This window comes from Amycolatopsis thermalba, from assembly GCF_023376025.1.
Classification (GTDB): Bacteria; Actinomycetota; Actinomycetes; order Mycobacteriales; family Pseudonocardiaceae; genus Amycolatopsis_E; species Amycolatopsis_E thermalba.
This window is the reverse complement of sequence record NZ_CP091196.1, coordinates 7172326-7193792: the sequence shown is the minus strand read 5'-3', so window position 1 is coordinate 7193792 and position 21467 is coordinate 7172326. Positions and strand designations below refer to the sequence as shown.

17 protein-coding genes and 1 pseudogene are annotated in these 21467 nt (G+C 72.2%); 8 read left to right on the top strand and 10 right to left on the bottom strand.

Going from position 1 to position 21467, the window contains the following annotated elements; all coding sequences use genetic code 11:
* Positions 1–26: 26 nt before the first annotated feature.
* Positions 27–764 carry a (2Fe-2S)-binding protein gene (locus tag L1857_RS34830; RefSeq protein WP_094005636.1) on the bottom strand — a complete coding sequence of 246 codons (738 nt, stop codon included), beginning with the start codon at positions 762–764 and terminating at the stop codon, positions 27–29.
* A 377-nt stretch (positions 765–1141) separates the two neighbouring features.
* On the opposite strand from L1857_RS34830, the gene L1857_RS34825 reads away from it, so the two are divergent.
* The 3 genes and pseudogenes from L1857_RS34825 (at position 1142) to L1857_RS35870 (ending at position 8704) form a co-directional block, all read left to right on the top strand.
* Positions 1142–3694: an ATP-dependent Clp protease ATP-binding subunit gene (locus tag L1857_RS34825; RefSeq protein WP_094005637.1), complete on the top strand. Its 2553-nt coding sequence runs from the start codon at positions 1142–1144 to the stop codon at positions 3692–3694.
* Positions 3695–3794: 100 nt separating this feature from the next.
* Positions 3795–5579, top strand: a complete 1785-nt coding sequence (locus L1857_RS34820) for an Hsp70 family protein (protein WP_116110218.1) — start codon at positions 3795–3797, stop codon at positions 5577–5579.
* Positions 5580–5597: 18 nt separating this feature from the next.
* Positions 5598–8704, top strand: a pseudogene (locus tag L1857_RS35870) (AfsR/SARP family transcriptional regulator).
* 40 nt (positions 8705–8744) lie between these two features.
* On the opposite strand, the gene L1857_RS34810 reads toward L1857_RS35870, so the two are convergent.
* Positions 8745–9539, bottom strand: a complete 795-nt coding sequence (locus L1857_RS34810; RefSeq protein ID WP_094005640.1) for an ABC transporter permease — start codon at positions 9537–9539, stop codon at positions 8745–8747.
* A complete protein-coding gene (locus L1857_RS34805) occupies positions 9536–10501 on the bottom strand; it encodes an ATP-binding cassette domain-containing protein (RefSeq protein WP_249467315.1) in 966 nt (321 codons plus the stop codon). The genes L1857_RS34810 and L1857_RS34805 overlap by 4 nt, the downstream gene beginning before the upstream one ends.
* 104 nt (positions 10502–10605) lie before the next feature.
* On the opposite strand from L1857_RS34805, the gene L1857_RS34800 reads away from it, so the two are divergent.
* The gene (locus L1857_RS34800) at positions 10606–11523 is read left to right on the top strand and encodes an endonuclease/exonuclease/phosphatase family protein (RefSeq protein ID WP_249467313.1); all 918 of its coding nucleotides are present in this window, start codon (positions 10606–10608) and stop codon (positions 11521–11523) included.
* On the opposite strand, the gene L1857_RS34795 is transcribed toward L1857_RS34800, so the two are convergent.
* Positions 11510–12376, bottom strand: coding sequence for a LysR family transcriptional regulator (locus L1857_RS34795; protein WP_094005643.1), 867 nt, complete (start codon positions 12374–12376; stop codon positions 11510–11512). The two genes, L1857_RS34800 and L1857_RS34795, sit on opposite strands and share 14 nt — an antisense overlap.
* An 86-nt stretch (positions 12377–12462) precedes the next feature.
* Here L1857_RS34795 and L1857_RS34790 point away from each other — a divergent pair, with 86 nt between their 5' ends.
* Positions 12463–13296, top strand: a complete 834-nt coding sequence (locus L1857_RS34790; RefSeq protein WP_116110221.1) for an SDR family NAD(P)-dependent oxidoreductase — start codon at positions 12463–12465, stop codon at positions 13294–13296.
* Positions 13297–13466: 170 nt separating this feature from the next.
* Here the strand turns inward: L1857_RS34790 and L1857_RS34785 are convergent, their stop codons facing one another.
* From L1857_RS34785 to L1857_RS34775, 3 genes are read right to left on the bottom strand one after another with little or no spacing between them, the layout of a single operon-like run.
* The gene (locus L1857_RS34785; RefSeq protein ID WP_116110222.1) at positions 13467–14654 is read right to left on the bottom strand and encodes an FAD-dependent monooxygenase; all 1188 of its coding nucleotides are present in this window, start codon (positions 14652–14654) and stop codon (positions 13467–13469) included.
* A 47-nt stretch (positions 14655–14701) separates the two neighbouring features.
* Positions 14702–15511, bottom strand: a complete 810-nt coding sequence (locus L1857_RS34780) for an SIR2 family NAD-dependent protein deacylase (RefSeq protein ID WP_094005646.1) — start codon at positions 15509–15511, stop codon at positions 14702–14704.
* Positions 15511–15807: an antibiotic biosynthesis monooxygenase family protein gene (locus L1857_RS34775; protein WP_020417072.1), complete on the bottom strand. Its 297-nt coding sequence runs from the start codon at positions 15805–15807 to the stop codon at positions 15511–15513. Before L1857_RS34775 ends, L1857_RS34780 begins: the two co-directional genes overlap by 1 nt.
* Positions 15808–15848: 41 nt before the next feature.
* Here L1857_RS34775 and L1857_RS34770 point away from each other — a divergent pair, with 41 nt between their 5' ends.
* Both L1857_RS34770 and L1857_RS34765 read left to right on the top strand, forming a co-directional pair.
* Positions 15849–17252: an AAA family ATPase gene (locus L1857_RS34770; protein ID WP_249467311.1), complete on the top strand. Its 1404-nt coding sequence runs from the start codon at positions 15849–15851 to the stop codon at positions 17250–17252.
* Positions 17253–17256: 4 nt separating this feature from the next.
* Positions 17257–18015 (top strand): alpha/beta fold hydrolase, encoded by a 759-nt coding sequence (locus L1857_RS34765; protein WP_116110224.1) that lies wholly within the window; start codon positions 17257–17259, stop codon positions 18013–18015.
* A gap of 7 nt (positions 18016–18022) precedes the next feature.
* Here the strand turns inward: L1857_RS34765 and L1857_RS34760 are convergent, their stop codons facing one another.
* Entirely contained in the window at positions 18023–18856 is an 834-nt protein-coding gene (locus L1857_RS34760; protein ID WP_116110225.1) for a helix-turn-helix transcriptional regulator, read from the bottom strand.
* 117 nt (positions 18857–18973) lie between these two features.
* Here L1857_RS34760 and L1857_RS34755 point away from each other — a divergent pair, with 117 nt between their 5' ends.
* The gene (locus tag L1857_RS34755; RefSeq protein ID WP_116110226.1) at positions 18974–20020 is read left to right on the top strand and encodes an aldo/keto reductase; all 1047 of its coding nucleotides are present in this window, start codon (positions 18974–18976) and stop codon (positions 20018–20020) included.
* Between the two features lies 1 nt (position 20021).
* Here the strand turns inward: L1857_RS34755 and L1857_RS34750 are convergent, their stop codons facing one another.
* Positions 20022–20900 (bottom strand): HhH-GPD family protein, encoded by an 879-nt coding sequence (locus L1857_RS34750; protein WP_116110227.1) that lies wholly within the window; start codon positions 20898–20900, stop codon positions 20022–20024.
* A 16-nt stretch (positions 20901–20916) separates the two neighbouring features.
* The gene (locus L1857_RS34745; protein ID WP_094005651.1) at positions 20917–21405 is read right to left on the bottom strand and encodes a beta-class carbonic anhydrase; all 489 of its coding nucleotides are present in this window, start codon (positions 21403–21405) and stop codon (positions 20917–20919) included.
* Positions 21406–21467 lie beyond the last annotated feature (62 nt).

Genomic DNA, 21467 nt, shown 5'->3' with positions numbered 1-21467 from the left:
CCGCGGCGATCAGGGTGTGGTGAAAGTCACCGGCGGCAGGTGCGTGGGCAGCCCTCGCAGAGGGGCTGTTCCGGCAGCAGGTACGAAAAACAGCAGCTCTCCCGCCGCCGGGCCCACCCGTCCGCCGTCTGCTTCAGCCGGGTCGACGCCGTCAGCGGCGGGTAGTGCTCGTCGAGCACGAGGTGCGCGTCCGCGACGCCCGCCTCCTCGTTCCCGGCGTACAGCCCGGCCCACCACAGCGTGCTGTCCAGGGCATCCGTCGCCGCGGCCCACAGCATCCGCCGCCCCAGCCTGCTCAGCGGGGCGTAGGCCCGCACGAACTGCGCCGCGTGCGCCGTGTACCGGGCGCGCAGCACCGCGGCCAGCGCCTTCTCGTCCGCGACCACCGTCGCCTCGGGGCTGCCCGCCGCCGGGTCGCCGGGCAGGCAGTAGAACTCGTCCCCCAGCACCGCCACACCTTCGGGGTGCGGGCGGTCGGCGCACAGGCGGAAGGCGAGTTCACCCGGTCGCAGCATGGGTACTCGCCGTTCGTGATGGAGCAGCAACGCACCGGTGAACGCCGGCACGTGCAGGTACCACGACATGACGAAACCCGCGGTCGTCCGATCGGGCGCCTCGCCGAAGTTCGCCCGCAGCCATTCGCCCAGGAGCTTGCGCCACACGTCGAACCGCGCGGGGTCGGCCAGCAGGTCGCTGCAGCGCTGCCAGGAGCCCGTGGCGGGCAGGCCGGTGCGCACTTCCATGCGGTCCTGCAGGGCGGCCACCCTCGTGACGGACGCGTCGAGAGCGCCCAGCGCGGTGTCGATGGCGGACCTCCCTGCTCCGTCCGGGTGGTTAGGTTCGCCTTACCTTACTCATTCCGGGCGCGAGCGCCAGTCCCGTCCCCGCAACGGGGGTGTTCGCGGTGAGCGGACAAACCGGGGCTTGCGGAATCGCCGGGAGAAGTCCCGCGTTGACCCTTACGTCAGCTACCAGCGCAGACTCAGTCGCCGGGAGTTCCCGGCATCTACATCAGCTGTGACCTAATCCGCCCCAGTGGTAGTCCGGTGGGACCGCATGGCTACTACAGTGGACTCACGGTGCTGAATCCATCGCGAAGTGATGGATGCTCACCGCCGGCGCAGCAGTCGAGGGAGTGGGAATGTTCGAGAGGTTCACCGACCGCGCGAGGCGGGTGGTCGTCCTGGCCCAGGAAGAGGCCCGGATGCTCAACCACAACTACATCGGCACCGAGCACATCCTCCTGGGCCTGATCCACGAGGGTGAGGGTGTCGCCGCCAAGGCGCTCGAATCGTTGGGTATCGCGCTGGAAGGCGTCCGCCAGCAGGTCGAGGAGATCATCGGCCAGGGTCAGCAGGCGCCGAGCGGGCACATCCCGTTCACCCCGCGTGCCAAGAAGGTGCTCGAGCTGTCGCTGCGCGAGGCGCTGCAGCTCGGCCACAACTACATCGGCACCGAGCACATCCTGCTCGGCCTGATCCGCGAAGGCGAAGGCGTGGCCGCTCAGGTCCTCGTCAAGCTGGGCGCGGACCTGAACCGGGTGCGCCAGCAGGTGCTGCAGCTGCTGTCCGGTTACCAGGGCAAGGAGCCGGCCGAGGCCGGTTCCGGCCGCGGCGAGGGCACCCCGTCCTCCTCGCTGGTGCTCGACCAGTTCGGCCGCAACCTCACCCAGTCCGCGCGTGAGGGCAAGCTGGACCCGGTCATCGGGCGCGGCAAGGAGATCGAGCGGGTCATGCAGGTGCTGTCCCGCCGCACCAAGAACAACCCGGTGCTGATCGGCGAGCCCGGCGTCGGCAAGACCGCCGTCGTCGAGGGCCTGGCCCAGAACATCGTCAAGGGCGAGGTGCCCGAGACGCTGAAGGACAAGCAGCTCTACACGCTGGACCTGGGCTCCCTGGTCGCCGGCTCCCGGTACCGCGGTGACTTCGAAGAGCGCCTGAAGAAGGTGCTCAAGGAAATCAAGACCCGCGGCGACATCATCCTGTTCATCGACGAGCTGCACACGCTCGTCGGCGCGGGTGCCGCCGAGGGCGCGATCGACGCCGCGTCGATCCTCAAGCCGATGCTGGCCCGCGGCGAGCTGCAGACCATCGGCGCGACCACGCTCGAGGAGTACCGCAAGTACATCGAGAAGGACGCCGCGCTGGAGCGCCGCTTCCAGCCGATCCAGGTGGGCGAGCCGTCGCTCGAGCACACCATCGAGATCCTCAAGGGCCTGCGGGACCGCTACGAGGCGCACCACCGCGTGTCGATCACCGACTCCGCGCTGGTCGCCGCGGCCACCCTGGCCGACCGGTACATCAACGACCGGTTCCTGCCGGACAAGGCGATCGACCTGATCGACGAGGCCGGTGCCCGCATGCGCATCCGCCGCATGACGGCTCCGCCGGACCTGCGCGAGTTCGACGAGAAGATCGCCAAGGTGCGCCGCGACAAGGAGTCCGCGATCGACGCGCAGGACTTCGAGCGCGCCGCCCGGCTGCGTGACGAGGAGAAGAACCTGCTCGCGCAGAAGTCCGAGCGGGAGAAGCAGTGGAAGGACGGTGACCTGGACGTCGTCGCCGAGGTCGACGACGAGCAGATCGCCGAGGTCCTGGCCAACTGGACCGGCATCCCGGTGTTCAAGCTCACCGAGGAGGAGACCACGCGTCTGCTCCGCATGGAGGACGAGCTGCACAAGCGGATCATCGGCCAGGAGGACGCCGTCAAGGCCGTCTCCCAGGCGATCCGCCGCACCCGGGCCGGCCTGAAGGACCCGAAGCGCCCGTCCGGCTCGTTCATCTTCGCCGGCCCGTCCGGTGTCGGTAAGACCGAGCTGTCCAAGGCGCTGGCGGAGTTCCTGTTCGGCGAGGACGACGCGCTCATCCAGATCGACATGGGCGAGTTCCACGACCGCTACACCGCCTCGCGGCTGTTCGGTGCCCCTCCGGGGTACGTCGGCTACGAGGAGGGTGGCCAGCTGACCGAGAAGGTCCGCCGGAAGCCGTTCTCCGTGGTCCTGTTCGACGAGATCGAGAAGGCCCACCAGGAGATCTACAACACCCTCCTGCAGGTGCTGGAGGACGGCCGGCTCACCGACGGTCAGGGCCGCACGGTCGACTTCAAGAACACGGTGCTGATCTTCACCTCGAACCTGGGCACGTCGGACATCTCTAAGACCGTCAGCCTCGGCTTCTCTTCGGGTAACGACGAGGGATCGCGTTACGAGAAGATGAAGCAGAAGGTCAACGAGGAGATGAAGAAGCACTTCCGGCCCGAGTTCCTCAACCGGATCGACGACATCATCGTGTTCCACCAGCTCACCCAGGAGCAGATCATCCAGATGGTCGACCTGATGGCGACGCGGGTGGAGAAGCAGCTGAAGGCCAAGGACATGGCTCTCGAGCTGACCGACAAGGCGAAGGCGCTGCTGGCCAAGCGCGGCTTCGACCCGGTGCTCGGTGCCCGTCCGCTGCGCCGGACCATCCAGCGGGAGATCGAGGACCAGCTGTCCGAGAAGATCCTGTTCGGCGAGGTCGAGGCTGGTCAGATCGTGATCGTCGACGTCGAGGGCTGGAGCGGCAACCCGGAGGACCGCGACGACGAGGCGCGCTTCGTCTTCCGCGGCGAGCCGAAGCCGTCCGACGTCCCCGACGCCCCGCCGGTGAGCATCGGCGCGGGTACCCACGAGGACGACGCCGAGGGCGAGCGCTGATCTTCTAGGCCGCCGAAGCGAGTGCCCCCAGGGACTGGTTCCCTGGGGGCACTTCGCGTCCCGGGCGCCCCGATAGTGTGATCGGGCCGAGGGGAGGCTCATGAACGTCCTGTCGATCGACCTGGGTACGTCGAGCACGGTGGCCGTCCTGTCCGCGTTCGGGCGCGGGCCGCGGGTCATCGAGATCGACGGGTCGGTGACCATGTCGTCCGCGATCTTCGCGGGCGAGGACGGCACGCTGGTCGTCGGGCAGGACGCGGAGCGCCGGGCGCGCCTGGATCCGGCCCGGTTCGAGCCCAATCCCAAGCGCCGCATCGACGACGCGACCCTCCTGCTCGGCGACACCGTCGTCGAGGTGACCGACGCTCTCGCCGCGGTCCTGCGTCGCGTCGCGGAGGAGGCCCACCGCCAGCTCGCCGGGCAGCCGCTCGACCAGGTCCGCCTCTCCCACCCGGCCCGCTGGGGCGCCACCCGCCAGCAGCTCCTCCGCCAGGCCGCGATCAAGGCCGGTCTCGGCGCCGACCCGGTCCTCATCCCGGAACCGGTCGCCGCCGCCGCGCACTACGCCTCCCTCGGCCGCGCCCTCGCGCCCGGCAGCACCCTGGCCGTCTACGACCTCGGCGCCGGCACGTTCGACTGCGCCGTCATCGGCGTCACCGACCGCGGCTTCACCGTGCTGGCCGACAACGGCCTGCCGGACCTGGGCAGCCTCGACATCGATCAGGCCCTCCTCGAACACGTCGGCCGCCAGGTCTCCCACACCGACCCGGCCCAGTGGCAGCGCATGCTGCGGCCGGGGAGCCTCGCCGACCGGCGCACCCGCCGCGCCCTCCTGCAGGACGTGCGCGAGGCCAAGGAGACCCTGTCCCGCCACGCGCACACCGAAGTGCCGATGCCCGAACCGTTCGACGACGTCCTGGTCACCCGCGCCGAGCTGGAGGCGCTCGTCCGGCCGAACCTGCTGCGCAGCGCCGAGATGCTCGCCGCGACCATCCGCGACGCCGGGCACACCCCGCGGCAGCTCACCGGCGTCTACCTGGTCGGCGGGCCGAGCCGGATGCCGCTGGTCGCGACACTGCTCGCCGAACAGCTCGGCGTCCTGCCGACCACCCAGGACCAGCCGGAGACCGCGGTCGCGTTCGGACTGCACCACGTCCCGGCCGGCCCGCCGCCGACGCCGCCCGCGATCGACGGCCGCACGCTCCCGGCGATGGCGCCGGCCACCCCACCCGCCGCCTGGCAGCCACCGCCGCCCCGGCCGAAGCCCACGGGCGTGCGCACGCCGCTGCTCATCGGCGCCGGCGTCGGCGTGCTGGTCGCCGCGCTGGTGATCACCCTCCTGGCGGTCACCCGCGGTGGCTCCGGCGATCCGGTCGGAACCAGCGGGAACGCCGCCCAGGTCTCGACCAGGCAGGTCGCCGCGACCTGCTCGCCCGGTGGCGAGCCGGACGCCGAGGGCTTCACGTCCTGCCTGCGCCGGCTCGCCGGCACCGTGCCGGACGCCGGGACCTGCGAAAGCGGCGGGGCCGGTGCGCCGATCGAGGAGGCCGGCGCCGAGAACGTGGTGACCTGCAAGCTGCCCAGCGATTCGACCACCAGCGGCCGGTCCGTCATCTACTACGAGGGCATGTCGTTCGACGAGTTGAAACCGGGCGTCGAGTCCCAGATGGACGGTTCGGACGGCACCCTCGACGGCACCTGGAGCGGTGCCGGGCTGAGCGGCCGGTACCTGGCGGGCACGGCGATCGGGATGGGCATCATGCTGTTCGGCGCGGACGACGCCGAGATCTGCGGCCTGCTGGTGTGGATCGACTTCGGCGGGAGCGGCCCGACACCGCAGGAGATGGTCGACTACTTCGAGCAGAGCCTCAAGCCCGGCGCCTGATCTGGAACAGTGGTAGCCGTGCGGGTGGCACTGCTCGGCCCGGTCCGGGCCCAGGCGGACGACGGCACGCCGATCGACATCGGCGGCCCGCGCCTGCGCATGCTCCTGGCCCGCCTGGCGCTCGACCCCGGCCGCGCGGTCGGCACCGACGCGCTGATCGACGGCCTGTGGGGCGCCGACCCGCCCGCGGACGCGGCGAACGCCCTGCAGTCGCTGGTGTCCCGGCTGCGGCGGGCGCTGGGCCGCGCGGGCGCCATCACCTCCGGTTCCGGCGGCTACACCCTCGACGCCGACGTGGACGCCCAGCGGTTCGAGGAGCTGGCCGCCCGCGGACGGCGGGAACTCGCCGCCGGACGCCCCGGCGAGGCCGCCGCGGACCTCGGCGAAGCGCTCGCGTTGTGGCGCGGCGGCGCGCTGGCCGACGTGCTCGACGCGCCGTTCGCGCAGGCCCCGGTCGCGCGGCTCAACGACCTGCGGATCGCCGCCGTGGAGGACCGCTTCGAGGCCGAGCTGGCGCTCGGGCGGCACGCCGAGGTGCTGGCGGACCTGGACGCCGCCGGGCAGGCGCACCCGCTGCGGGAACGGCTGGCGTCGTTGCGGATGCGGGCGCTGGCCGCGAGCGGCCGCCAGGCCGACGCCCTCGCCGTGTTCGAGCGGATCCGCGCCACGCTGGCCGAGGAGCTGGGCGTCGACCCGTCGGCCGAACTCCGCGACGCGCACCTGAAGGTCCTGCGCGGCGAGGTCGCGCCGCCGCGCGCCGAGCCTGCGCTGCCGGTGCGGCTGACCAGTTTCGTCGGCCGCGAGCGGGAACTCGGCCAGGTCGCCCGGGCGTTGTCGGCGTCGCGGTTGGTCACACTCGTCGGCCCCGGTGGGGCGGGCAAGACCCGGCTGGCGACCGAAGCGGCGGAACGCCACCCGGCGCGCGCGTGGTTCGTCGCGCTCGCGGGTGTGCGCGACGCGGACGACGTGCCCGGCGCGATCCTGGGCGCGCTGGGCCCGCTGGACCTGCGGACGACCAGCGCGCCGAAGCTGCCGGTGGACGCGATGTCGCAGATCGTGGCGCTGCTCGACGGTGGTGACGCGGTGCTGGTGCTGGACAACTGCGAGCACGTGGTCGACACCGTGGCCGACGTGGCCTTCCAGCTGCTGGCCCGGGTGCCCGGGCTGCGGATCCTGGCCACCAGCCGGGAGCCGCTCGCCATCACCGGTGAGGCGCTGTGCCAGGTCGGGCCGCTGGCGGTCGCCGAGGCGGTGCGGTTGTTCACCGAACGGGCGGTCGCGGTGCGGCCGGGGTTCGTGCTCGACGAGTCCACTTCGGACGCCGTGGCGGAGATCTGCCGGAGCCTGGACGGGATGCCGCTCGCGCTGGAACTGGCCGCGGCGCGGCTGCGGTCGATGACGGCGGACCAGATCGCGCGGCGGCTGGACGACCGCTTCCGGCTCCTGAGTTCCGGCAGCCGCACCGCGATGCCGCGGCAGCGCACGCTGCGGGCCGTCGTCGAGTGGAGCTGGGACCTGCTGGAGAAGCCGGAGCGGATCCTGGCCCGGCGGCTGTCGGTGTTCGCCGGTGGCGCCACCGTGGCCGCGGCCGAAGCCGTCTGCGCCGACGAGCTGCTGCCTGCCGAGGACGTGCTGTACGTGCTCGGCTCACTCGTCGAGAAGTCCATGTGGACGCGGTCTCGACGGGTGCGGAGCCGCGCTACCGGATGCTGGAGACGATCCGCGCCTACGGCGCCGAGCGGCTCGCCGAGTCCGGCGAACGGGACGACGTGGTGCGGCGGTTCACCGGGTTCTTCGCCGATCTGGCCGAGGGGAACGAACCGAAGCTGCGGGGTCACGAGCAGGTCCGCGCGATCGAGACCTTCGGCGCCGAGCACGACAACATCGTGGCCGCGGTGCGCCGCGCTCTCGACGACGAGGACGCGGGCACCGCCGCACGACTGGTCCTCGCGACGCTCTGGTACTGGGTGATCCGCGGGTTCCACGCGGAACCGGTGCCGCTGCTGGGGGAGGTGCTGCGTCACGACGGCCTGCCGGACCACGCTCACGTGTGCCTCACCGTGATGCACGCGCTCATGACGAGCCAGCCGATCGTGCGCCGGGACGACCTGCCGGAGCTGGCCGACGAGTGCCTGCGCACCGGCGCGGTGCGGCGGTACCCGATGCTGGCGCTGGCCCTGCCGATGACCTGTTTCCTGGGCGGGCACCGGGATCTCGCCGAACGCGAGGTGCGCCGCGTGCTGGCCGGCTCGGACCCCTGGGCGATCGCGTGCGCGAGCTGGGCCGAGAGTTTCATGGCCGACCAGGACGGCGATCTGGACCGCAGCGGGCGCGCCCGGGACCGGGGGCTGGCCGGGTTCCGCGAGTGCGGGGACCGCTGGGGCACCTCGATGACGGTCGCGATGCAGGCGGAGGCGCACTCGCTGCGCGGTAACCACTCCGCGGCCATCGCCGGGTTCGCGGAGGGCCTGCGGATGGCGCGGGAGCTGTCCTCGGCCGACGACGTGGTGCAGCAGCTGGCCCGGCTGGCGGAGGAGAAGTTCCGGGCCGGGGACGCCGAGGCGGCCTGGCACGACGTCGCCGAGGCCGAGCGGCTGGTGACGGACAAGGTCGACCGCCGGGCGATGGTGGCGCTGCGGAAGTTCGAACTGGCCCGGCGGTGCGGTGAGCTGGACGTGGCGCGCGCCGAGCACGCGTGGCTGGCCGCGAACGCGGCACGCGTCCCGTTCCCGATCGACATGGCGGCGGAGCTGGTCGCGATCACCGGGGCTTCGCTGCTCGTCACCGAGGGGCGGGCCGCGGAGGCGTGGCCGCTGCTGGCGAATCCGCTGCGCTCGGCGAGCGAACGCAAGGACCTGCCGGACGTGGCGAAGACGACCGCCGTGATCGCCCGGGTGTACCACGCGGAGGGCGACGCCGAGCGGGCCGCGTGGGCGCTCGGCCTGAGCGAGGCCATCCGCGGCGTCTTCGACTCCGGCGACCCGGAGCTGCGCGCGGTGATCGCCGACTTGCGCGAGAAGCTCGGCGCGGACGCGTACGACGAGGCCTACCAGCGGGGCGCGCGGCTCACCAGCGCGCAGGCGATGGCCGCGATCGGGGCCGCGGTCGCCGAGCGGGCCGGGTGACGGGTCTCCGCCGGCGCCCGTCGGCGGAGACCCGTGCGGATCAGACGACCCGGCGGCGGTAGGCGCGCATCGCCAGCGGGAAGAACACCGCGACGATCCCCGCCATCCAGGCCAGCGCGCCCAGCAGCGGACCGGTGACCGGGCCGCCGTTCAGCAGGCTGCGCATCGTTTCGGTCAGCAGGCTCACCGGGCTGATGTCCGACCACGCGCGCAGCCAGCCGGGCATGGTGTCGGACGGGACGAACACGTTGCTGCCGAAGGTGATCGGCATCATGATCGCGACCATCACGCCCTGCACGGCCCCCGGGCTGCGCATCAGCATCCCGACGAACACCGCGATCCAGCAGAAGCACAACCCGGCCAGCAGCAGCAACGCGACGGCCACCACCAGCGAACCCGGATCGGTGTGCAGCCGGTATCCCATGATCGTGCCGGCGACCAGCAGCACCGCGAGCGCCACCGCGTACCGCACGACGTCCGACACCACCGCGCCGATCAGCGGCGCGGACCGGGCGATCGGCATGGCGCGGAACCGGTCGAACACGCCCTTGGTGACGTCGGTGTTGAGCGACGTCCCGGTCGCCATGCTCGCGAACACCGTGTTCTGCACCATCAGGCCGGGCACCAGGATCTGCAGGTAGGCGCTCGTGCTGCCGGCGATCGCGCCGCCGAACAGGTAGCCGAACATGAGCAGGAACAGGATCGGTTGCAGCGTCACGTCGGCGAGCTGCTCCGGGTTCTTGCGGATCTTCAGCACGCCCCGCCAGGCCAGGGTGAACCCGTCCTGCAGGGCTTTGCCCGGGCTGATGCGCCGGGGCAGGTCGAGCGTGGTCACACCAGGCTCCCTTCACGGGCCGGTTCTTCGGCGGGCTTCCCGGTCAGCGCCAGGAAGACCTCGTCGAGGCTGGGCAGGCGCAGCGCGAGTTCGTCGGCGGTGATGCCGGCTTCGTCCAGTTTGCGGACCAAAGTGGACATCAGGACCGGATCGCCCACCGGTGCGGTCAGCAAGCCGACATCGGTGTCGCGCGCCGGTTCGAACCCGGTCAGATCGGTCAGGATCCTCGCCACGGCGTCGAAATCGCTCCGCGAGCTCGGCCGCACCTGCACGGTCTGCCCGCCCACGCGGCGCTTCAGCTCGTCCGGGCGGCCCTCCGCGACCACCCGCCCGTGGTCGATCACCGTGATCGTGTCCGCGAGCTGGTCGGCCTCGTCCAGGTACTGCGTGGTCAGCAGCACGGTCGCGCCGTCGTCGACGAGCCGCCGCACCACCTGCCACACCTCGTTGCGCGCGTGCGGGTCCAGCCCGGTGGTCGGCTCGTCGAGGTAGAGCAGCTTCGGGCGGCCGACCAGGCTCGCGGCCAGGTCCAGCCGCCGCCGCATACCGCCCGAGTACGTTTTCGCCGCGCGGGCGGCGGCGTCGGTCAGCTCGAACTGCTCCAGCAACTCCGCCGCGCGCGCCTTCGCATCGGCCCGGCCGAGCCCGAGCAACCGGCCCAGCAGCACCAGGTTCTCGGTGCCGGACAGGTCCTCGTCCACCGACGCGTACTGCCCGGTCAGGCCGATCAACCCGCGCACCCGCACCGCGTCGCGCACGACGTCGTAGCCGCCGACGGTCGCATGACCGGCGTCCGGCCGCAGCAGCGTCGCCAGGATCCGCACCGTGGTGGTCTTGCCTGCCCCGTTCGGGCCGAGCACGCCGACCACCTTGCCGGTCGGCACCTCCAGGTCGACCCCGTTCAGCGCGGTGGTGTTCCCGAACCGTTTCACCAGGCCCTCAGCCTGGATCGCCAAGGTCATGACATCCTCCTCCTGTGTCGGAACCGACTCTTCCGGGGGAACCTGACAGCGCGCGCACAGCCGGCTGTCAGCCGCCGCCGAGGCGTGACAGGAAGACTGGGCGCATGGTGTTCTTCGCCGTCCTCGCCGCGGTCTTCGTGGTGTTCGCGGTGATGCGCCTGTTCGGCGTCGACGGCGGGCGGCTGACCGCGTCGCTGATCGCGCTGACGCCGTACTGGATCGTGTGCGGCCTGGTGCTCGCGGCGCTCACCCTCGCGCTCCGGCACTGGTGGATCGGCGGGGTCGTGCTGGTGCTCGCCCTGGGGCTGGGCGGCGTGGTGGTGCCGCGCGCGTTTTCCTCGGCCCAGCCGCAGGTGCACGGGCGGACGCTGCACGTGATGTCGTCGAACATGTACTACGGCGAGGCCGATCCGCAAACCCTCGTGCGGCTGGTGCGGGAGAACCAGGTCGACGTGCTGAACCTGCTGGAGCTGACGCCACAGGGGGTGACGGCGCTGGAGGCGGCCGGGCTGTTCGAGCTGCTGCCGTACCGGGTGCTGGAGCCGGCGCGGCGCGGTGCCGGGTCAGGGTTGTTGTCCCGGTATCCGGTCACGCAGTTGTCGCTGGCCGGGCCGTCGATCTTCGCGCAGCCGAGCGCGCGCGTGGACCTCGGCGGCGGGGTGTCGGTCGAGGTCGTGGCGGTGCACCCGACGGCGCCGGTCGCCGACGCGGGGGCGTGGAAGTCGGAGATCGCGGGACTGCCGCACCCCGATCCGGACGGCCCGGTGCGCATCCTCGCGGGCGATTTCAACGCCACGCTCGACCACGGGACGCTGCGGGACCTGATCGCGACGGGCTACACGGACGCGGGCGACGCGATGGGTGAGGGCTTCACGTCGACCTGGCCGTCGAAACTGTTCCCACCGCCGGTCACGATCGACCACGTGCTGGTCGACCAGCGGGCCGCGGTCACCGCCTACCGCGTGTTCCCGATGCCGAACTCCGACCACAAGGCCGTGTTCGCGTCGATCACACTCCCGTGAGCTGCGCGTGCCGGACGAACCGCGCCACGTCCGGGGACGTCGCGGTGGCCGCCCACACGACGTGCAGCTCGCTGGGTGACAACCCGCTGACCGGCACCACGCTGATGCCCGTGAGCGGCAGCTCCGGCAGCAGCGTCCGGGGCACGAACCCGACCGCCTGACCGAGCCGGACCGCGCTCGCGTACTCGGCGCCGTTGCGCACCAACGGGCCGGGCCGCCACTCGTACGCGACCCGGTCGGTGCCGGTCCAGTACGCCGTCTCCGCGGCTGGCATGCCGACCCACCGCGGGAACGCCTCGCCCGCCAGTTCGGCCCGGTCGACCGACTCCCGGCCGGCGAGCGGGTGCGACCGCGGCAGCAGGGCGACCCGCTCGTCGATCCGCACCGGATCGCTGTCCAGGCCCCGGCTCTCGAACGGGACGCGCAGCAAACCCACGTCGGCCGCCCCGGTGCGCAGCTCGTCCGCCTGGACCTGCCAGTCGGCCACGGTCGCGACGGCGTGCGGTTCGTACTGCTCGTTGTAGGAGTCGACGAGTCCCTGGAGCGTGGCCACGTCACAGGCCCGCGCGGTCACCCGCAGCCGCGGTCCGTCCTGCCCGAACCGCGCCACCCGGGCGATCGCCGCGCGGGCGTACTCGTCGATACCGCGGGCGTCCTCGGCGAGCATCCGCCCGGCGGCGGTCAGCTCCGCGCCCCGGTGCCCGCGGGCGAACAGCGCGGTCCCGACCCCGTCTTCGAGGGCCCGGATCGCGCGCGACAGCGCCGGCTGCGTCATGCCGAGACGCTGCGCGGCCGCGGTGAAGGTGCCCTCGGTGGCGACGGCGAGGAAATACCGCAGGTGCTTCAGATCCACTCCGACAGGCTGCCATGCCGGCCCGGCATGGACCCATGTTCGCGGGGCTTTGGACGGATTCCCGCCAGTCGGCTGAGCTGAACGGCATGACACAGAAGGCAATCGTGACGGCGGGCACCCGGGGACTCGGCTTCGAGGTGGCGCGGCAACTCGCGCGGCGGGACCACGACGTGACGATCATCGGACGGGACCCGGAACACGGCGAGGCGGCGGCGCGGACCATCGGCGGCCGGTTCGTCCAGGCCGACCTCTCGGTGCTGGCGGAGGTGCGCGCGCTCGGTGAGTTGCTCGCCGCGGCGGGACCGTGGCAGCTGCTGGTGAACAACGTGGGCGGTATGTGGTCGAAGCGCTGGGAGACGGCCGACGGCCTCGAAGCCAGCTTCGCGGTGAACCACCTCTCGCCGCTGGTGCTGACCGAAGCGCTGCTGGACTCACTCCGAGCCGGCGCCCCCAGCCGGATCGTCGACGTGACCTCGTCGTCGATCCAGGCCGCGCTGCTCGCCGGGACCCCGTCATACGCGGAGGTCGAGCCCAGCGAGTACTACGGCATGGCGGTGTCCGGGCGGGCGAAGCTCGCGCACCTGGCCTACAACCGGGAACTGGCGCAGCGGCTGCGCGGCAGTGGGATCTCGGTCCGCGCGGCCGACCCGGGCCCGGCGGCGACGCCGAACGCCGCCGAGATGACCCCGGAGATCCTGCCGCCTGCCCTGCGCCCGCAGTGGGCGCAGATCCAGGAGGCGGTGCGGCGCCCGGTCGCGGAGGCCGCTCGGTCGATCGTGTGCGCGGCGACCGATCCGTCCCTGCCGAGCGGGACCGTGCTCGACGCGGAGGGCAAGCCGTCGGAGGAGCTGACCGGGGCCCTCACCGACGATCTGGTGGCGGCCGCCCGTGACCTGACCGAGCGCGTCCTGACGCAGTAGCGGCGCGTACCGGATCCGGCCGTTCGGGGGGCGTGACGGCCGGATCCGGTATGCCGGACGACTGCGAGGAGCACGGTGGCGCCCGTGCGGCCGCAGCCGTCTGGTTAGAGGGGCCGACGGGCCCCACGGGACGCGTGGAACCCTCATGTTCACCGGATCGAGTGGTCCGGTCAGTAGTCCTTGACCGAGTACGACGCCACGACCTGCGTGAACTCGTCCACCCCGGTTTCGACCAGGATCTCGGCCGCCGCGCTCGCGTCCTCGGCCTGACCCGCCTGGGCCCGCCGCTCCCGCAGGTTGACGACCGCCATCTCCTGGTTCGCCCGGGTGTAGTCCCGCAGCTCCTTCTCATACGCCGCGAACGCCGCCCGGTGGTCGCCGCCGGCCGCGGCCAGCTCGCCGGCCAGCACGTACGCCCCGATCAGCGCCATGCTGCTGCCCTGACCGGACATCGGCGAACCGCAGTAACCCGCGTCGCCGAGCAGGACGACCCGGCCGCGCGACCACGAGTCCAGGTGGATCTGCGCCGCGGAGTCGAGGTGGAAGTCCGCGGCGGCCCGCGCGTACTCCACCAGCCGCGGCATCTCCCAGCTGTCCCCGGCCAGCGCACGAGCCACGATCTCCTTCTGGCCCTCGACGTCCCGGCGGTCGTAGTCGACCGGCTCCGGGGTGTCGAACATCAGGTACGCCCGCGCCTCGGTGTTGCCCCGCGCGCTCATCACCATCGCGCCGCGCATCCCGCCGCCCGGCATCTGGTGCATGACCTGCCAGTGGTCCAGGCCGAGGAAGTTCGGCACCGTGCACACGGCCATGCTGATGCCCAGGTCCCGGATGAACCGCTCGGTCGGACCGAAGACCAGGCGACGGGTGTTCGAGTGCAGGCCGTCCGCGCCGACCACCAGGTCGAACGTGCGCTCCAGGCCGGACTCGAACACCACGCGGACCTCGTCGGCGTCCTGCTCCAGGGCGGCGATCGAGTCGCCGAACAGGTACTCGACCTCGCCGCTCGTGGCTTCGGTGATGATCCGCGCGAGGTCGTCGCGCAGGATTTCGACGTCCGGGCTGTCCAGGTCGCCGCCGCTGACCGTGCGGTCCTCGGTGCGGTAGATCTCGGTGCCGTCGGCGTCCACCACCGACATCCCACGCATGCCGGTGCCGTGGGCGCGCAGGGTGTCCAGGATGCCCATGCGCTCGGCGACGTCCAGCGCCGGACCGCGCACGTCGACCGCCTGCCCGCCGGGCCGTGGGGCGGGCGCCCGCTCCACGACGGTCACGGTGTAGCCGTAGCGCGTGAGCCAGTGCGCGAGGGCGGGCCCGGCGATGCTGGCGCCGGAGATGAGGATCTTGGTGTTGGTCATGCCGTCACCGTGCCGGGCGCCACTGACCGGCCGCTGACGAACGGCTGTCAGCCGCCGAGCAACGCGGTCAGCGCGGTCAGCGCGGGATAGGGGAGCGACACCCCGCGCCCGTGCCGGACCTCGGGTTCGCGCGGGTTGATGCGGATCAGCGCGCCGGTCACGGCGGAGGCCAGCTCGGCGTAGCGGCGCACGGTGGGCACCGCGCGCCCGGCGCCCAGCTCGACGACGACCGCGCCCCGGTTCGCGCGCCGCCACTCGTCGAGCGCGCGCATCTGGGCGTCCGTGCGGGCGGACACCCAGTCGAAGTCGCCGAACATCAGGATGTTCGGCCGGGCCAGGCCACCGCAGTTCGGGCAGGACGGCAGCGGCGGGCGGGCGCGCATGGTGGATTCGTCGACGCCGGGGGAGAACTCCGCGGGCCAGATGTCCGGGCCGCACGGAACGGTGCACTGCAGGTGGTGGATCGAGCCGTGCGCCTCGGCGACCAGGCCGAACCCGGCGCGCTGGAACTGGCCGTCCACATTGGACGTGAACACCGCGACGCCGCCGGGCAGCCGGGAGCCGTGCCGCAGCAGCAACCCGAACCCGGCGTGCGGTTCGGTCCGGCGGTACAGGTCGAGCCGGTGGCCGTAGAAACCCCAGGCCAGCTCGGGGTCCTCGGCGAAGTGACGCGGGTCGGCGATCTCGGCGAAGCTCAGCCCGAGCCGCGCGTACGGCGGATAGGCCCGCCAGAACCCCTCGTCGCCGCGGAAGTCCGGGAGGCCGGAGTCGACGCCCATGCCGGCGCCCGCGCACACGAGGAGCGCGGACGCGCCGGCGAGCATCTCGGCGGCCTCGGCAAGGCCGTCGCCGGACATCAGTCGAGCGGGACGACCTCGAACTCCAGCAGGTTCGCCCCGCTGGCCACCGGCCGTGAGCTCTGGCCGGCGTGCGCCTCCTTGGCCGGGCCGCTCGCCCAGGCCTGGTAGGCCTCCTCGGACTCCCACTTCGTGTAGACGAAGTAGCGGTTCTCGCCGGCGACCGGGCGCAGCAGCTCGAAGCCGAGGAACCCGGGCTGCCCGTCGACCGAGTGGGCCCGGTTCGCGAACCGCTTCTCCAGTTCGGGGCCCGCGCCCTCGGGGACCTCGATCGCATTGATCTTCACGACTGCCATGGCCTCAGCCTACCCAGCCCACGTGGCTATGCTGGGACGTAATGGGGATCACAGGGGAAGATCGCAAGCTGGCCCGGGGGCTCGCCGGGGACCTGCGGAAACTCGTCCAGACGGCCGCGCTGGTGGTCGAGGAGGACAACCCGGCCGAGGAGCTCATCGGCCGGATCACCGGGCACCTCGGCGTCGGGTTCCGGCAGATCGTGCTGGTCGGCCAGGACTTCTCGCCGTGGGAGCACGTGAACGTGCACCGCGGCGTCGAGGCCTACCTCGCCGAACGCGGCGGTGAGCCGGAGTGGTTCGGCGTGACCGGCGCGAACCGGCTGCACGAGGAACTGACCGGGATGCTGTCGTCCGCGCGGCGGCACGGCGCGTTCGAGCTGGGCGCGGTCGACATGGCGACCGTCGCGATCGGACCGGAGGAGACCGCGGAGGTCGTCCAGTTCGGGCTGGTCCTGACGACGGCCCCGGACGGCGGGCCGGTGGTCGTCGCGCTACGCGGGCCGAACCCGCAGCACGGGCCGTCCGCGCTGTCCAAGGTCGAGGTGCTGGCCGGTGACCGCGCGGCGGCCGGGGCGGTCCGCGACCGGATCGAACAGCTCGCCCGTGAGCACGACGTGCTGCGCGGCCAGGTGCTCGCCTTCGGCAGCAGCGAGTACCGGGGCAACGAGCTGCTGACGTTCCTGCCCCGCCCGAGCCTGACCGCCGAGCAGGTCGTGCTGCCCGAGGGGGTGCTGCCCTCGATCGAGGAGCACATCGTCGGCATCGCCGAGCACGCCGACCGGCTGCGCGCCGCGGGCCAGCACCTCAAGCGGGGGCTGCTGCTGCACGGGCCGCCTGGCACCGGCAAGACGCACACCGTGCGCTACCTGCTGAGCCGCCTGTCCGGCAGCACGGTGATCATCCTGACCGGCGCGGGCATGCGGTTCCTCGGCAAGGCGGCCGAGCTGGCCCGGCGGTTGCAGCCGTCGATCCTGGTGGTCGAGGACGTGGACCTGGTCGCCGAGGACCGCACCATGCCGGGCGGTGGCGGCGTGCTGCTGTTCAGCCTGCTGGACGCGATGGACGGGATCGGCGCGGACGCGGACGTCACGTTCGTGCTGACGACCAACCGGCCGGCGGCGCTGGAGGCGGCGTTGCGGGACCGGCCGGGGCGGGTCGACCTGGCGGTGGAGATCCCGCGGCCGGACGCCGAGGGGCGGCGCAAGCTGTTCGAGCTGTACGGCCGCGGGGTGGACCTGGTGGCGGACCTGGAGCCGGTGATCGCCGAGACCGAGGGCGTGACCGCGTCGTTCGTGAAGGAGTTGCTGCGCCGCGCGGTGCTGCACGAGATGCGCAACGGGGTGGACGGCGAGCGGGTGCGGGTGGGCGACAAAGCGCTCGCGACGGCGTTGCGGGCCATGCAGGATTCGCGGAACTCGCTGACCAGGTCGCTGCTCGGCAGCTGATTCAATGGGCGCCGTGAGCGTCGTGGACTTCGGTGGCGAGGGCCGTCCGATCGTGTTGCTGCACGGGCTGATGGGCCGGGCGCGCACGTGGTGGCGGGTGGCTCAGTGGCTGCGCCGGTACGGGCACGTCGTGGGCCTGGACGCCCGCGGGCACGGGCGCGGGCCGCGCGGCGGGCCGTGGACGACCGAACAGTTCGTCGCCGACGCCGCAGAGGTGGTGCGGTCGCTGGGCGGACCGGCCGTGGTGATCGGGCACTCCATGGGCGGCCTGCACGCGTGGGCGCTGGCCGCCGCCGAGCCGGAACTGGTGCACGCCGTGGTGGTCGAGGACATGGCGCCGGACCAGCGCGGCAAGACGGTCGAGACGTGGCGCGGGTACTTCGAGTCGTGGCCGGTGCCGTTCCAGTCGCTCGCGCACGTGCGGGACTTCTTCGGCGAGACGGGCGAGTACTTCACCGAATGCGTGGAGGAACGCGCCGACGGCTACCACCTGATCGCCGAGCTGGACGATCTGTACGAGATCGCCGCGGAGTGGGGGCGGCGGGAGTACTGGTCGCTCGTGGACGGCGTGAAGTGCCCCATGCTGGTGGTGGAGGCCGAGCACACGTTGATGCCGGCCGGGCAGCAGGCGGAAACGGCGCGGCGGGCCCAGCAGGGGCGGCACCTGGTGGTCCCCGGAGCCGGACACGTCGTGCACGACTCGCAGCCGGAGATCTACCGGGGCGCGGTGGAGGCGTTCCTGTCCGAGGTGCTGGGGCGGTAGGCGCGCGTCACCGCGCGGACAAGCGCTCCAGCGCCGCCCGGCTCTCGTCGTCCGCGGGACGGTAGATCACCAGCAGCTGCGCCGCGTCGCGAAGTGGCGTGAGCGTTTCGAACTGCAGGGCGATGTCCCCGGCTTCGGGGTGCCGCACCACCTTCTGGCCGCGGCCGTCGACCTTGACGTCCCGTTCGGCCCACCACCGTGCGAAGTCCGCGTCGCGCCTCACGCATTCGGTGATCAGGTCCGTCAACGCCTGGTCGTCCGGATGCGCCGCCCAGGCGGCACGCAGGTGCGCGATCCCCTCCCGCACGACGCGTTCGCGGTCGACGTAGAGCTCACGGGTCTTCGGGTGCAGCAGGCACAACCACATCGCGTTGCGCTGCGACGGCGGAAGGGTGTCGAAATCGAGGAGGAGCTTCGCCATCAGGCCGTTCCAGGCCAGGATGTCGTAGCGGTGGTTCATCAGCATCGCGGGCAGCGGGGCGAGGTCCTCGACCAGCCGGGCCAGCTGCGGCGCGGCGGCGGAGGCGGGTTCGCCGGTGTCGCGGGGGCGCTGCCGGGTCAGGTCGAACAGGTAGGCGCGCTCGTCGGGGGCCAGGCGCAGAGCCTGGGCCAGCGCGTCCACGACCTCCGCCGATGGCCGCAGCCCACGGGCCTGCTCCAGCCGCACGATGTAGTCGACGCTGATCCCCGCCAGCTCGGCGACCTCTTCCCGGCGCAACCCCGGGGTCCGCCGGGCCCGCCGCCCCGGCGGCAGGCCGAAATCGCGCGGCTCCAGCCGTTCGCGACGGCTGCGCAGGAACGCGGCCAGCTCCTGCGCGGGGTCCACGGCGCGAGTGATCACGGACGGTCCAACAGCCCGGGTAGGACCGGTGTTCCCAGGAAACCGGTTCCCTTACCCCCGGCCCGCCGTGCCCACAGACTCGTCCACGGCAACGGATCACGAGCACTGGAGGACACGATGCCGCTCACCCTCGACACCTACCGCCTGCTGGGCCGCTCCGGCCTGCGGGTCTCGCCGCTGGCGCTGGGCACCGCGACCTTCGGCACGGAGTGGGGCTGGGGCGCGGAGCCGGACGACGCGCGCAAGTTGTTCGACACCTACGTCGAGCGCGGTGGCAACTTCATCGACACCGCCAACACCTACACCGACGGCAGCTCCGAACGCCTGCTGGGGGAATTCACCCGGGGCAACCGGGAAAGCCTCGTGCTGGCGACGAAGTACACGACGCTGCGCCGTCCCGGCGACCCGAACTCCGGCGGCCCGCACCGGAAGAGCATGTTCACGTCGGTGGCGGCCAGTCTGCGACGGCTGAACACGGACTACCTCGATCTGCTCTACCTGCACGTGTGGGACGACACGACTCCGGTGGAGGAGATCCTGCGCGCCATGGACGATCTGGTCCGGCAGGGCAAGGTCCTGCACGTGGCGATGTCCAACGTCCCGGCGTGGCAGGTGTCGCGCATGCAGGCGATCGCCGACCTGCGTGGCTGGTCGCCGCTCGTCGCGCTGCAGATCGAGTACAACCTGGCGCAGCGCACCGGGGAACGCGACTTGATCCCGATGGCACGTGAGCTGGGCTTGGGCGTGATTCCGTACTCGCCGCTGGCGGGTGGGGTGCTGACCGGCAAGTACCGCCGCGACGACGGTGCCGGGGAGAGCACCCGCCGGAGCTTCAACGCCGATCTGGGCCTGGTCACCGAGCGCAACCTCGCCATCGCCGACGTCGTGCAGGAGGTCGCCGCGGAGCTGGGGTGCACTCCCGCCCAGGTCGCGCTCGCCTGGACCCTGCGGACCCCGGGTATCACGGCGCCGATCATCGGCGCTCGCACCACCGCCCAGCTGGAGGACAACCTCGGCGCCCTGGCGGTCGCCTTCAGCCCCGCCCAGCTGGCCCGGCTCGACGAGGTCAGCGCGATCGACCCCGGCTACCCGCACGCCCTGCTCGCCAGTGACCACATCCGCGCGGTCACCACGGGCGGTCTGAAGATCGACAACCGCCGCTGAGCTACCGATGTTCGCCCGGGAGCGCGAACCGGCCGTCCGCCGTCTGCTCCACCAAACCGTCCACCAGCAGCGAATCCAGGCAGCGGTCCCGCTGGCCGGTGTCCGGCCAGACCACGTCCAGGCTCGCCTTCCACACCGGCTCCGGCGTGCCCCGCAGGACGTCCAGCAGCAGGCCGCGCACGTGGCGGTCCGTCCCGGCGTACTTCTGCGTCGCCTTGGCGGGACCCTGGTACGCCGGGCGGCCGGCCTTCTGCCAGGCGCAGTCGTCGTACACCGGGCAGTCCGCGCAGCGCGGCGAACGGGCCGTGCACACCACCGCGCCCAGCTCCATCAGGGCCGCCGAGAACCGCGCTGCTCGGGCCTCGTCGCGCGGCAGCAGCACCTCGACGTCGGCCATGTCGCGGGTGTTCGACGGCGGGCCCGCGCCACCGGCGCCGTGCACCGCCCGCGCCACCACGCGCCGCACGTTCGTGTCCACCACCGGCGCCCGCTTGCCGTACGCGAACGCCGCCACCGCCCGCGCCGTGTACGCCCCGATGCCGGGCAACGACAACAGTGTGTCCACATCGGACGGCACCACGTCCCCGTGCTCGGTGGCGATCGCCGTGGCCGCCGCGTGCAGGCGCAGCGCCCGCCTCGGGTAGCCGAGCTTGCCCCACGCCCGCAGCACCTCGCCCTGGCTCGCCGCCGCCAGCGCCGACGGCACCGGCCACCGCGCCAGCCACTCGTGCCAGATCGGCTCGACCCGTGCGACCGGCGTCTGCTGCAGCATGATCTCGCTGACCAGCACACCCCACGCGGTGCACTCCGGCCGCCGCCACGGCAGGTCCCGGGCGCACGAGTCGAACCAGTCGATCAGCAGTTCGGAGTCGATGGGCACCGAACCAGCGTAAGGGTCACTCCACCTCGGAGATCTTGCCGGTGGTCACGTCGTAGACGAACCCGCGCACCTTGTCCACGTGCGGCAGGTACGGGCTGCGCTTCACGCGCCGCACCGACCGGCGCACGCTGTCCTCGACGTCGCGGAACGCCTCGACCGACCACGTCGGCCGCACCCCGCACTCCGACTCCAGCTCGTCCTTGAAGTCGTCCTCGGTGACCGACGAGACGCCGCAGCCGGTGTGCTGCATGATCAGCACCTCTTCGGTGCCCAGCTTGCGCTGCGACAGCGCGAGCGAGCGGATCACGTCGTCGGTGACCACGCCACCGGCGTTGCGCAGGACGTGCACCTCGCCCTCGCCGAGCCCGAACACGTCGCCGACGCGGATGCGGGCGTCCATGCAGGTCAGGATCGCCACCTTCAGACCGGGCCGCGCGTTGGAGCGGTCGCCCACGGTCTCGGGGTGGTCCTGGTTGCGCTGGAGCAGGGTGTCGATCGCGGTCAAGAATGCCTCCCGGGAGATTGTCCGGATTTCATTCCACCGGACTCATCAAGACCCCGCAATGA